At 28.1% G+C, this 13660-nt stretch carries 14 protein-coding genes; 11 read left to right on the top strand and 3 right to left on the bottom strand.

The features are described 5' to 3' along the window. Positions 1-315 (top strand): 1-acyl-sn-glycerol-3-phosphate acyltransferase (locus ACKVOV_RS13335; RefSeq protein WP_409207254.1); only part of this gene is annotated, 315 nt, incomplete at its 5' end. Here ACKVOV_RS13335 and ACKVOV_RS13330 read toward each other — a convergent pair. Then, the gene (locus tag ACKVOV_RS13330) at positions 316-795 is read right to left on the bottom strand and encodes a helix-turn-helix domain-containing protein (RefSeq protein WP_409207253.1); all 480 of its coding nucleotides are present in this window, start codon (positions 793-795) and stop codon (positions 316-318) included. It abuts the gene before it with no gap. A gap of 303 nt (positions 796-1098) precedes the next feature. Here ACKVOV_RS13330 and ACKVOV_RS13325 point away from each other — a divergent pair, with 303 nt between their 5' ends. The 3 genes from ACKVOV_RS13325 (at position 1099) to ACKVOV_RS13315 (ending at position 3370) form a co-directional block, all read left to right on the top strand. Continuing rightward, positions 1099-2262, top strand: a complete 1164-nt coding sequence (locus ACKVOV_RS13325) for a M14 metallopeptidase family protein (protein ID WP_409207252.1) — start codon at positions 1099-1101, stop codon at positions 2260-2262. Positions 2263-2338: 76 nt separating this feature from the next. Then, on the top strand, positions 2339-2818 hold the full coding sequence (locus tag ACKVOV_RS13320; RefSeq protein WP_091477442.1) for an Lrp/AsnC family transcriptional regulator: 480 nt from the start codon (positions 2339-2341) through the stop codon (positions 2816-2818). 42 nt (positions 2819-2860) lie between these two features. Beyond that, positions 2861-3370 (top strand): DinB family protein, encoded by a 510-nt coding sequence (locus ACKVOV_RS13315; RefSeq protein WP_409207251.1) that lies wholly within the window; start codon positions 2861-2863, stop codon positions 3368-3370. Positions 3371-3399: 29 nt separating this feature from the next. Here the strand turns inward: ACKVOV_RS13315 and ACKVOV_RS13310 are convergent, their stop codons facing one another. Together ACKVOV_RS13310 and ACKVOV_RS13305 are read right to left on the bottom strand one after the other, a co-directional pair. After that, positions 3400-4131, bottom strand: coding sequence for a YoaK family protein (locus ACKVOV_RS13310; protein WP_409207250.1), 732 nt, complete (start codon positions 4129-4131; stop codon positions 3400-3402). 6 nt (positions 4132-4137) lie between these two features. Further along, positions 4138-6231, bottom strand: a complete 2094-nt coding sequence (locus ACKVOV_RS13305; RefSeq protein WP_409207249.1) for an LTA synthase family protein — start codon at positions 6229-6231, stop codon at positions 4138-4140. 165 nt (positions 6232-6396) lie between these two features. Between ACKVOV_RS13305 and ACKVOV_RS13300 the strand changes: the two genes are divergently transcribed. The 7 genes from ACKVOV_RS13300 to ACKVOV_RS13270 all read left to right on the top strand — a co-directional run. Then, on the top strand, positions 6397-6825 hold the full coding sequence (locus ACKVOV_RS13300) for a thioredoxin family protein (RefSeq protein ID WP_409207248.1): 429 nt from the start codon (positions 6397-6399) through the stop codon (positions 6823-6825). After that, entirely contained in the window at positions 6825-7808 is a 984-nt protein-coding gene (locus tag ACKVOV_RS13295; RefSeq protein ID WP_409207247.1) for an FAD:protein FMN transferase, read from the top strand. The genes ACKVOV_RS13300 and ACKVOV_RS13295 overlap by 1 nt, the downstream gene beginning before the upstream one ends. Positions 7809-7813: 5 nt before the next feature. Then, positions 7814-8023: a DUF4266 domain-containing protein gene (locus ACKVOV_RS13290; RefSeq protein ID WP_409207246.1), complete on the top strand. Its 210-nt coding sequence runs from the start codon at positions 7814-7816 to the stop codon at positions 8021-8023. Between the two features lie 9 nt (positions 8024-8032). Further along, positions 8033-9448, top strand: a complete 1416-nt coding sequence (locus tag ACKVOV_RS13285; RefSeq protein ID WP_409207245.1) for a DUF3570 domain-containing protein — start codon at positions 8033-8035, stop codon at positions 9446-9448. Positions 9449-9451: 3 nt separating this feature from the next. Continuing rightward, entirely contained in the window at positions 9452-10114 is a 663-nt protein-coding gene (locus ACKVOV_RS13280; protein WP_409207244.1) for a response regulator transcription factor, read from the top strand. Continuing rightward, positions 10059-11501 (top strand): sensor histidine kinase, encoded by a 1443-nt coding sequence (locus tag ACKVOV_RS13275; RefSeq protein ID WP_409207243.1) that lies wholly within the window; start codon positions 10059-10061, stop codon positions 11499-11501. Before ACKVOV_RS13280 ends, ACKVOV_RS13275 begins: the two co-directional genes overlap by 56 nt. A gap of 73 nt (positions 11502-11574) precedes the next feature. Next, positions 11575-13660: efflux RND transporter permease subunit (locus ACKVOV_RS13270; RefSeq protein ID WP_409207242.1), on the top strand; the 2086-nt coding region annotated here is incomplete at its 3' end.

The raw sequence follows: 13660 nt of genomic DNA, 5'->3' as shown, positions 1-13660 counted from the left end.
GACAGAACTGGTGGTTTAAACAAAGTAGATGCTATTGCAAATATTTTTTCAAAAAGAGAAGTATTCCGTCTTGCTATTGCTCCCGAAGGAACTCGTAAAAAAGTTACAGAATGGAAAACGGGTTTTTATTACATTGCCATGAAAGCCAATGTGCCAATTATTCCTGTAGTTTTTAATTTCGGTCAAAAAGAAGTAAAGCTCTGCAAGCCATTTTATTCAACAGGAGATATCGAAGCAGATCTTAAAATATTAGAACAAAATTATATTGGTGTTTTAGGAAAAATTCCTGAAAACAGTTTTGTACCAAAAAAATAATTATTCGGGCAAATAATTTTTAAAACTCCCATTTTTGTAAAAAACTACAATTCGTTCAATTTCTGACTCATTTTTTATGCTTGGTATATTTCCCGTATTTGAAAAATTATTTTTTATATTTTCAAATACGGGATTTTTTTCTGTTTGATTTTCATCAGAAAATAAATCAGGAAAATCGGTAACTTTATTTTCTTCGATATTATTTTTTGAAATAGGAGTAGTTGTTTGAAAATTTGATTCAATTTTAATTTCAGATTTAGGGAAATTTCCTTTTCCATTCAAAACCCAATACAAATCGACTTCTGGAAAATTCTCTATAATTTTAAGTATCAAATCTAAACTTGGTTTGTTTCTACCCGAAAGGAGGTGAGACAAACTAGAGCGTTGCACACCTATTTTATCTGCAAAACCAGATGCTGATAATCCATAATAATCAAGCATAATTTCAAGCCTTTTTATAAAATCATCTATGTTTACCATTGTAAATTCTTATTTTAAAAAATGTTAATTACAAATGTAAACAATAGTATTCATATATCCTATTTTACAATTGTAAAAATCCAATTTTAAGTAATTCATAAGTTTAATTAAAATTATTTAATATATTGATAATCAATTAAATAATTTCATTAAATATAATTGTGAATTCAGTAATAACAACACTTAATAAAGAAGATATTTAAGTGTTAAATTATGTTTACAAAAAGCAATTAACAATTAAATTTAATTGTTTACAATTGTAAAATATAAGATGTTTACTTTTGTAAACTATAAATTATCACTATGAATTGGATTGAAATATTCTCGGAAATAAAGCAACAAAAACTATTTGGCAGATATATTACGAATAAACATATAGAACCTATTTTAGAAGATATTTCCAATGATTTTGAAGTTTCTATAATAGGTTATTCAGTAAATAAAAAACCAATACATGCTGTTAAAATAGGAACAGGATCAAAAAAAATATTGATGTGGTCGCAAATGCATGGAAACGAATCGACTACTACAAAAGCACTTTTTGATTTATTCAATTTCTTAAAACAGAATTCTATAGAGGCTCAAAATATAAAAAATGAGTTTACCTTATTATGTATTCCAATCTTGAATCCAGATGGAGCTGAAGTTTATACACGAGTAAATGCAAATAATGTTGATTTAAATCGTGATTCAGTAGATTTATCTCAGCCTGAAAGCCTATTATTGCGAAAAACGTTCGAAGATTTTAAGCCTAATTATTGTTTTAACCTTCATGATCAGCGTACAATTTTTGCGGCTGGAGATACAAAAAATCCTGCTACGGTTTCTTTTTTATCGCCTGCATATAATGAAACTAGAGAATATAATGATATTCGTTATAAAGCTGTTAATATTATTGTTGCGATGAATAATGAATTACAAAAATATATTCCAAATCAGATAGGAAGATTTGATGATTCGTTTAATCTAAATTGTATAGGAGATATGTTTCAATCGCTTGATACTCCAACAGTTTTGTTTGAAGCAGGTCATTTTCAAGGTGATTATCAGCGAGAAGAAACGCGTAAATATATTTTTATATCATTGGTATCGGGTTTAAAATCAATTTACGAAAACGATGTAATAAAAGATAAAATAGCTAATTATCTAAACATTCCACAAAATAAAGTGTTGTTTAACGATATTGTTTATAGAAAAATCAGAATTAATAGCAATTCATTAAATATAATTAGTACATTTGCAGCTCAGTATAAAGAAGTTTTGTTAGGAGATGAAATAATTTTTGAAGCTTATTTTACTGAAATAGGGGAAGATTTAGAAATTGTTGGACATCAAGAATATAATGGTGAAAATGCTATCTATAGTGATGATACTAATAATACTAATAATGTTCCCGAAATAGGTAAAAAAGCAAATTTTTATTTAAATAAAAACATTAAATTTGTTAATGGTTTGATAAAAATGTAATAAATTTGTTTTAAATTTAGTTAAAATTTAAAAAATAAAGAATATTTTTACGATTATATAATATAAATAGATAGTTATGAGTAAGTTTCGCTTAGATGAAGTTGATCACCAAATTCTTGACATGTTAATTGACAATACAAGAATACCATTTACAGACATTGCAAAAAAATTGTTAATTTCTGCTGGAACAGTTCATGTTCGTGTTAAAAAATTAGAAGATGCAGGAATTATCCAAGGTTCTTCATTGACCCTTGATTATGAAAAATTAGGATACTCATTCATTGCATACGTGGGTGTATTTTTAAATAATACTTCACAAACTAAATTTGTATTAGAAAGAATTAGTGAAATTCCTTATGTTACTGTAGCTCACGTTACCACAGGTAAGTTTAATATATTTTGTAAAATTAGAGCAAGAGATACAAAACATGCTAAAGACGTTATTTATATGATAGATGACATTGAAGGTGTTTACAGAACGGAAACTATGATTTCCCTTGATGAAAGCATCAATGATAAGAAAAGGTTAATGCATACAATATTTAAAAATATGTAATATAAAGTTCGCTTCGGCGGACTTTTTTTATATCTTTATTTTATGAAAAATATATTAGATTCAGATTATCCCGCTTATTTTGCTACATATATAAATCATGTGCAAAATGATGATTGTATTCTTGCAATGGAAGAAAATTTAAATGATTTTATACTTTTTATTGAAAATATTTCGACCGAAAAATACAATTATAAATATCAAGAAAATAAATGGACTATTAAAGACATAGTTCGTCATATTATTGATGCAGAAAGAATTTTCGCATACAGAGCTTTGCGTTTTGCAAGATTTGATAGAACTCCATTACCAGGTTTTGAAGAAAATGATTATGTTGCAAATGTAAATACAATGACAATTGAAATGACTGATTTACTTCAGGAGTTTATATTGGTTAGAAAATCTACAATAAAATTATTTGAAAGTTTTTCTGAAGAAATGTTATCTGCAAAAGGAATTGCTTCAGAAAATGAGATTTCTGTCTTGTCAGTTGGGTTTATTATTTCAGGACATGTTATTCATCATCAAAATGTAATAAAAGAAAGGTATCTATAATGTTTTTTAGATATTTATAAAATTATCTATTAATGATTTAAAGTTTTTCTTTTTATAACAAAAAATTGTAAACGGATATAATCATATAAAAGAGCAATAAGAAGGAAAAAAACAGCCACAAAAAGTGTTTGTAATTTTAATTCTTGATAGATAAATCCCCCCAAAAGACATCCAAGAAAAAAGAATGTAATAATAGATATTCGTAAAAAAATGTTAGTTTTTAGCCGTTTTATTTCTTCAAGCTTTTTATAGAAGAAAAGTTGTGATAATTCTATTCCTAAATCTGTAAAAAGACCAGTCAAATGGGTTGTTCTTACAGTAGATTGTGAAATTTTTGTTACTAATGAATTTTGTATTCCCATAGCAAATAACATAGCAAAAGCTATCGTTTTTCCTTCTAAAAATGTTGAGCTGCATTGTTTTCCAAAAAAACCAATTAAAAATAAAACTAGTATTTCTAGTGAAATAGGAATAACATGTGATAATTCTGGATTTTTATTGTGTACTAATTCAGTAAGAAAGTTTGAAGTAAAAGAACCAATCAAAAAGAAAATAATAAACATAAAAAAAATTAATGCTGTCGAATAATTATGTTTCATTACCTCTTCAGCAAAAAACGCAAAATGTCCAGTTACATTGGTTGTTAGTGTTTTTATAGCTAAAACTCCTGTAATATTTACTAATCCTGCGACAAATGACAATAAAGTCGCTAATCGCAAATTATGTAAGAAAGTTCTATTTTTTCCTTTATGACGAAACATACTTTATTATTTCTGATATTTCTTCTTTTTTAGCATATCTGAAGCAGTTTGATAATATGAAATAGTTTCATTTACTAAATCTGTTCTTTCTTTTTCTAAAGGTTTTTGTTCATATATTAATTGAAATTCTGCTCCAACTTTAGGATTTGGCAGTAAAGTAAGGCTTAACTGTTTTACTTGTTGTTTAGGTGAAATTATAGTAAGAATATTATCTTTTATTAAACCTAAGTTTTGGTATGTAGCGATTAGCGCTCGTGGTTTATAATCTGTTTTTAAAACATCTTGACCAAAAAATTTACTTTGGTAATTAAAATTCAGTAACCCTAATAATGTTGGCATAATGTCTATTTGTGACATCATATTATTGTAATGTGTTGGTTGTACAAATTCGGGTGCATAAATCATGGCTGGAATTCGGTATTTGTCAATAGGAAGTTCCGTTTTTCCTGAACTAGAAGCGCAATGATCTGCAAGAATTACAAAAATTGTATTCTTAAACCAAGGTTGTTTTTTTGCCATGATAAAAAATTGTTTCATAGCATAATCAGTATATTTCACGCCACCTTCACGAGATTTTGCATCCCCAGAAATATCAATTTTTCCATTGGGATAAGTAAAAGGTCGGTGATTACTCACAGTCATAATATGATTGAAAAAAGGTTTGTTTTCCTTTGCTTCTTCATTCATGGTTTTTATCGCTTTTTTGTATAAATCCTCATCACAAACTCCCCACACATTAGAAAAAGTTATCTCTTCAGGTTTGAAAGTTTTTTTATCTACAATTCCGTAACCATTTCCGGCAAAGAAATCTTCCATATTATCAAAATAAGCATCTCCACCATAAATATATTTTACATTATAACCTTTTTTTGCAAAAACACTTCCAGTCGAGAATTTATCTTTGTTGTCTTTTCTTTTCACCACACTTTCTCCAGCAGTAGGAGGAATACATAATGTAACAGATTCTAAACCACGAACAGTACGATTTCCTACAGCATATAAGTTTGTGAATAGTAAACTCTTTGTAGCTAAGCTATCTAAAAAAGGTGTGATATTTTGTTCATTTCCATAAGTTTTTAGGAAATCTGCACTATAACTTTCAATAGTGATTAGAACCACATTTTTATGGTTTTCGGCAGCTTCGGCTTTGATATTTCTTAAAGTTGATTCATTCGAAATTGTAGATATTTGATTTTTTAAAACTGCAAATGCTTCATTATTAGGTAATGTTTTGTAAAATTTAAAATAATCTAATTCACTATTTGTAAAAGCTAAATAAAATTTATGCAATCCGTTAGCTTGTAATTCATTAGCAAATATATTTTGAGAATTTTCTTTATTTGACAAAAAAGGAATTGCTAACAAGGAAAGTGCAAATAAGGCAAAATAAATTCCTGAAATTTGCATTTTTTCAACGAAAGTTGGAATTTCATCTAAATAATTTTTAGATCTTTTTACAATTACATAAGTGATTAATCCGGCGATTAGAAATAGTCCTGAAAATATAGGAATAACAGGATAAGATTGCATAATATTTCCAATAACTTCATTGGTATAAACTAAATAATCTACTGCAATAAAATTGTATCTTACTCCAAATTCGTTCCAAAATAAGTATTCACTTATGGCATTTTGCATGATGCAAACAACAAATATAAAAAGGACAAATGAGAACATCCAAAATCTAAATTTGCTTCTATACTTAGGTAAAAATAAAAATAATCCAAATAATAATGTTTTAATACAGATAAAAGCAATTCCAATTTCAGGCAAAGCACCACCATATTCATTTAAAATGGTATTAAAAAAAGAAACATAAATAAGTAATGCAACTAACAATCCAAAAATTACATAACCATATGGTTTTAAGTATTTTGAATTAGATAAAAATATTAAATATAACCAAAGAAAAAAACTAGCTACTACAAAAACAAAAAAGTCAGATAGTAAGCCAAATCCAAAGATTTTGATAGTTTCTAAAAATCCAAATGAAGATTGAGTTATAGGGTGAAATAGTAAAATTATTCTTGAAATTAGACTTACAATTATATAAAGAATGGTAAGATTGTAAAAAGGAGATAATTTTTTTAAGAATTTCATAAAAGGATTGTTTTTTTACAAAAATAGTGAAATTATTGTTTTGAGTCCTGATATTACTTCTCCAAAAGACAATTTCTAACTTAATATTTCCTTAATTATCTTAGAAACAAGAAATAGTAGAAATTATAATGCTATTTTTACTAAAGTTATTTAATAATAATTACGATGAAAAAGTTACTATTCTACTCATTATTTTTCACTTCTTTATTTAGTTATTCTCAAGATTGGAAATCAAATTTTGAAGAAGCGAAGGTTCAAGCTGAAAAGGAAAATAAAAATATATTTTTAGTGTTTTCAGGTTCAGATTGGTGTGCACCTTGTATTAAGCTGGATAAAAATGTTTGGCAATCTGAGGCTTTTAAAAATGAAAAAAATTGGATTTTATATAAAGCCGATTTTCCAAAGAAAAAAGAACATCAGCTTTCTGACGAACTAGTAGCAAGTAATAAAAAATTAGCTGATAAATACAACAAAACAGGGGTTTTTCCATTGGTGTTACTTTTAAATAAATCAGGAAAAGTTTTAGGAATGTCAAGTTACAAAAAGATTTCTGCTGAAGATTATATCAAAATTATTAAAGACTTCGAAAAATAATGAAACTAATATTTATCCCTTTTTTTTTACTTACAATAGCAGCATCTTATGGGCAAATGATCTATAAGAAAAAATTATCAATGCTTGGCAGTCCGTTCGAAATTACAGTTGTTGCAAAGGATAGTTTACAAGGTAATGAGTATGCAAATTTGGCAGTTTTAGAGGTTAAAAGAATAGAAAATCTTATTTCTGATTGGATTCCAACAACTCAAATTTCTCAGGTAAATAAATATGCTGGAATAAGAGCTGTAAAAGTAGATGAAGAAGTTTTTGATTTAGTTGAAAGAGCTTTAAAAATATCAAAAATAACAAACGGAGCTTTTGATATTTCTTATGCTTCAATGGATAAAATTTGGAAATTTGATGGTAGTATGACTGAAATGCCTACAGAAGAAGCTATTAAAAAATCGGTTGAACGAATTGGTTATCAAAAAGTTATATTAGATAAAAAAAATCAAACCATATTTTTGAAAGATGTTGGTATGAAGTTAGGTTTAGGAGGTATTGGACAAGGATATATTGCAGATAAAATTAAAGAATTATTACAAACTAAAGGTTCTACTTCTGGAATCGTAAATGTTTCAGGAGATATAAATACTTGGGGTAAACAACCTGATGGAAAACCTTGGACTGTTGCTATTGTAAACCCAATAAATAAAAATAAAGTTTTTGCTACATTTCCTCTCAATGACAGTGCGGTAGAAACCTCAGGGAGTTATGAAAAATATGTTACTTTTAATGGTATTAGGTATTCACATATTATAGATCCGAGAACAGGATATCCTGCACAAGGTGTAGTTAGTGTTTCTGTATTTGCAAAACAAACTGAAATTGCTGATGCACTTGCAACAGGAATTTTCGTTTTAGGTGTTGATGTTGGGCTAGATTTAGTAAATCAAATTAAAGGAATTCAGTGTATTATAGTAGATGATAAAGGGAAAATTCACACATCTAAAGGAATTAATATTGATAATAAAAAATAAAAAAAATGAAGAAAGGTTTATTAATAATATTACTTTATTCGGCTTTACAATCATGTAATTCTGTAAAAGAGTATGAAAAAGAAAAAATAAATGATCCAGAAATGAAACTTGCTGCTAGAACTGTCGAAAAATATGAAACAACGTTTCAAGTTTATCGAGAAGCTGCTGCAGGTGCAAATGGAGGAAAATCTGGCGGAGGTTGTGGATGCAATTAATTTATAAAAATGAAAAAGTATATAGTTTATTATACATTACTTGCTGGTCTATTTTCTTTTGCACAAGAGAAAGATACCACAATTGTATTTAAAAAAAGAGTTTTAGAAAGTACAGAAGTTGATTTTTTAAACAGTTATTATAATCAAAAAGGGAATCATTCTGCAGTAGGGGGAGGAATAGGTTCAGAAAAACTATCTGACTTTGCGTCAAATATAACTGTAGCTATGCCGCTAAATGATGATGATGTTTTAACAGTTGATATTGGTATTTCAGCTTATTCATCAGCATCATCAAGTAATATAAACCCTTTTAATTCAAGTACTACTGGAGCATCAGGAAACACCACGACTTCACCTCCAAAAGGAACTCCGTGGCAAGCATCATCAGGCGCTTCAAAAAGTGATCAACTAATAGGACTAACAGCAAATTATAGCCATAGTAGTGATGATAGAAATTTTATTTGGAATGCAGATGTTGCTTTTTCAAATGAATTTGACTACACATCAATTGGTTTTGGAGGAGGAGTTACTAAGCTTTTTAACGAAAAAAACTCTGAAATTTCATTAAAATTAAATGCATATCTTGACCAGTGGAGACCTATTTATCCTACAGAACTTCATGAGTACGGAACTTATGGTTCAAATTTTCAATATACTGGTTTCTTAAGAGGAGTAACAATATTAAATCAAAATGGGAATGCTACAACAGCTTATTTACCCAATAAATTTAAAAATTGGACTTCAACAAGTAGAAATTCTTACTCAGCATCAGTTAGTTTTTCTCAAGTATTAACAAAAAAGACTCAATTTTCTCTGTTTTTTGATATTTTAAAGCAAGAAGGAATGCTTTCTACACCATATCAAAGAATTTATTTTGCTGACAAAGCTAATTATTATATAGGAATTGCTAGCTATATTCCAATTTATGAAACTTCAAACAATATTGGTGTTTATCAATTAGCAGATGATGTAGAAAGATTACCAAATTCTCGTTTCAAATTACCAGTAGGTTTCCGTTGGAATTATTATATAAATGAAAAACTTACTTTAAGAACTTATTATAGATATTATTGGGATGATTGGGGAATTAATTCACAAACAGCAAGTATCGAAATTCCTTATAAAATATCAGATAAATTCACCATTTATCCAACATATAGGTATTATATTCAAAATGCTTCAAAATATTTTGCCCCCTTTGAAAAACATCTTTCGACAGAAGAATACTACACTTCGGATTATGATTTATCAACTTTCAAAGCAAATCAGTATGGTTTTGGTGTGAATTATACAGATATTTTTGCCACAACAGAGTTTTTTGGTTTAGGTCTAAAAAATATTGATTTTAGATTTAATCATTACACAAGAAATGAAGGGCTAAATGCTAATATTGGAACAATCGGTTTTAAGTTTATAATGCAATAAATCATGTATATTTTAATAGTTGAAGATGAAATAGGAATTTCTAATTTCCTAAAACAAGGACTCGAAGAAGAAGGTTATAAAATTAAAACTGCTTCCGACGGATTAGAAGGTTTTGAATTATCCGAAAAAGAAAAATTTGATTTAATTTTATTAGATTGGATGTTGCCAAAAATGAGCGGATTAGAATTATGTAAAGCAATCCGAATAAAAAATACAACTACACCAATTATTTTTCTAACAGCAAAAGATACAGTACAAGAAACAATTGAAGGATTGAAGGCTGGAGCTAATGATTATATTAAAAAACCTTTTAGTTTTGATGAATTAGTGGAACGTATCAAGGTGCATTTTAGAAATCAGAAAAAAGAAGAAATATTAAAACTTGGAACCATTAAAATTTATGTTTTGCAACATAAAGTTCTTATTAATGATTTAGAAGTAACATTAACTCAACGTGAATTCGAATTATTATGTTATTTAGTTAAAAATAAAGGAAAAGTTTGCTCTAGAACTCAAATAATTGAAGACGTTTGGGATATTCATTTTGATTATGATACAGGTGTAATAGATGTTTTTATGAACGCTATTAGAAAAAAACTTAACTTAAAAATTGAAGAAGATTATATCAAAACCATTCGTGGTGTTGGTTATATTGCAAACGATTAAACGAATTATGTTTCAACTTTCTTTCAAAAATAGAATTGCATCAAATTACATTATTACTACAGGACTATTAATTTTTGTAGTATTTTTTGGTATCTATTCTATTGTAAAATTTAGTGTCTATACCCATATAAATAATGATATTAGAACTGAAGTCGAAAAGCATCTGACTGAGATTGAAATAAAAAGCAATCATATTGGTCTGATTCATAATGACGAATGGAGAGAACGCGAACACAATACAGTTGCCGTAAATCCAGTTTTTATTCAGTTTTATGATAAAAATGGAGTAATAGCTGAGAAATCCCCAAATCTAAAAATTCAAACTTTACTTTTTAATTCAAAAATTAAAGATTATGAATTATTTGATACAAAGTTAGTTGATAAATCAATCCGACAAATTCAAGTTCCAATATTTGAAAATTCAACTAAAAGAGGCTATTTATTAGTTGCCATGTCATTAGAAGATTCGATAATGGTACTTAATAATTTATCGAAAATATTAATAATTGCATATCCATTAATCTTATTGATACTCTTTGTTATTGCAAGATTAATTGCAGGTAGAAGTATAAAACCAATAAGTGCAATAATAGAAACATCTAACATAATTACAAAAGATAATCTCAAATCTCGAATTTTATTGCCTCAAAATAAAGATGAGCTTTTTGTATTATCAGAAACAATAAACAATTTATTAGATAGAATTGAAAATACTATAGATAGAGAAAAACAATTTACATCTGATGCCTCTCATGAACTGCGAACTCCACTAACTATTATAAAAGGAACGCTAGAAGTTTTAATTAGAAAACCCAGAAATGAAGATGAATATAAAGAAAAAATTAACTTTTGTATTTCCGAAGTTAACCGTTTAAATTATTTAGTTGATCAATTACTTTTACTTGCCCGTTTTGAAAATCAAAAGCAAAGTATAAAAATTGAAAAAACTTATTTAAATGCTATAATTCTAGATACAGTTTCTCAATATTCAAGTATTATTCAAACTAAAAATATACACATTTCATCTAATTTTGACAAAGATTATTATGTAACAAGCGATAATTATTTATTATCTATTATCATTAATAACTTAATCTCAAATGCATTAAAATATTCAAATAATAATTCAAATATAAATATTACTATTTTTGAAAATGAAGGTAAAATAAAATGCCAAATTACCGATTTTGGAATAGGTATACCAAAAGAAGACTTGCAAAAAATATTTAATCAATTTTACCGTTCTAAAGCTATCGAACACATAGAAATTAAAGGAACTGGGCTCGGATTATCTATTGTAAAAAGATTAAGTGCTTTGCTTAATATAGATGTTCAAATTTCAAGCCAAGAAAACATAGGAACCACCTTAATTTTAAGTTTCTCATAAGCGTTTCTTAAGTGGTTCTTAAGGAATTTAGGTTAGATGTTTTTTATTTTTGTAAAATATAAAAGTAAAAAATATGCTTGAGAAAATAATTGCCTTCAGTTTAAAGAATAAACTTATTGTACTGCTTTTTACCTTACTGGTATTAGGTTTTGGACTTTTTTCATTAACACAAATTTCTATAGGAGCGGTACCAGATGTGACTAATAATCAAGTTCAGGTTATAACTACCTCACGTAATCTTTCTACTCAAGATATCGAACAATTTATCACGTATCCTGTCGAAATTGAGATGGCAAATTTGCCAGGTGTTAAAGAAATTAGATCTATTTCAAAATTTGGACTTTCGGTAGTAACGATTGTTTTCGAAGATGACTTAGGAACTTATTTGCCAAGACAATTAATTGCCGAAAAAATAAAATCAGCTTCAGAAAAAATTCCACAAGGTTTTGGAACACCAGAAATGGGACCTATTACTACTGGTTTAGGTGAAATTTATCAATATACATTAGAAGTGAAACCAGAATTTAAATCTCAATATTCTGTAACTGATTTACGCACACTACAAGATTGGGTTGTAAAACGTCAATTATCTGGTATAAAAGGAGTTGTAGAGATAAATACTTGGGGAGGATATCTTAAGCAATACGAGATTGCAATAGTTCCTTCCAGTTTAAAAGCGATGAATATTACTACTTCCGATGTTTTTAATGCTTTAGAAAAAAATAATAGTATTGCTGGTGGTGCTTATATTGAAAAAGTAAATCAAAGTTATTTTATTCGTGCCGAAGGAAAAGTAAAATCTATTCAAGATATTGAAAATATAGTGGTAAAAAATACAAATGGTTTACCTATTTATATCAAAAATGTAGCACAAGTACGTTACGGAAATGCCAACCGTTTTGGGGCAATTACGGGCAATGGTGAGGGTGAAAAAGTGCTAGGTCAAGTCATGATGCTAAAAGGAGGGAACTCTAAACAAGTAATAACTGATGTAAAAAATAGAGTCGCTGAAATTCAGAAGATACTACCTCAAGGAGTTTATATTAATGGCTTTTTAGAACGTAGCGAATTAGTGGGTAAAACTACTTTTACGGTAGCAGAAAATTTAATTTTAGGCTGTTTAATCGTGATTTTTGTGGTGGTTTTATTGCTCGGAAATTGGCGTTCAGGTTTGGTGGTAGCTTCGGTTATTCCTTTATGCTTACTATTTGCAATTTCTTTTATGAATATTTTTAAAATTGATGCTAACTTAATGAGTTTAGGTGCTATTGATTTTGGAATTATTATTGACGGAGCAGTTATCATTGTTGAATTTATAGCTTTCCAAATTGCCCATAAATCGAAACATTTAGGTCACTTATCGAAAGAAGATCGTCAGATAGAGATTGATCAAATTACTTATAAAAGTGCTTCTAAAATGATGAATTCGGCCATTTTTGGACAATTAATTATTTTAATAGTTTTTATTCCAATTCTTTCCTTATCGGGTATTGAAGGTAAAATGTTTAAACCTATGGCCATGACTTTTAGTTTCGCTTTAGTTGGTGCCATGCTTTTCTGCTTTACGTATGTTCCTGTGGTTTCTTCATTATTTTTAAAACCAACAGAAGAAAACCCTAAATCATTATCCAACAGATTAATTCAGAAGCTAAATTCTTTTTATTTACCCGTAATTATTTGGGCGCTAGCTAATACAAAAAAAGTAATATATGGCGCAGTTGGGTTACTGTTTCTTGCAATTGGTTTGTTTGCTACAATGGGTGGAGAATTTATTCCTACGCTCGATGAAGGAGATTTTGTCATTCAACCCGTTTTAAAAACAGGAACTTCATTATCTAAAACTATTGCTACAACTACAAAAATAGAGAAGATAATTCTTAAAAATTTTCCTGAAGTAGAGCAAGCGGTTAGTCGTATTGGAGCTGCCGAAGTCCCAACAGATCCTATGAGTATGGAAGAAAGTGATATCATAGTCAAATTGAAGCCAAAATCAGAATGGGTTTCTGCTTCAAGCAAAGACGAATTGGCCGACAAAATAAAAGAAGCCATCGAAAAACAAATTCCAAATATGGAAATAGAATTTACACAGCCTATAGAAATGCGTTTTAACGAATTAATTTCTGGAACTCGATCTGATGTGGCTGTTAAAGTTTTTGGTG

The sequence above is a fragment of the Flavobacterium sp. genome (assembly GCF_046153165.1).
In the GTDB taxonomy this organism is placed as follows: domain Bacteria; phylum Bacteroidota; class Bacteroidia; order Flavobacteriales; family Flavobacteriaceae; genus Flavobacterium.
The sequence above is the reverse complement of the archived record's forward strand: the minus strand, read 5'-3'. Positions and strand labels throughout refer to the sequence as shown.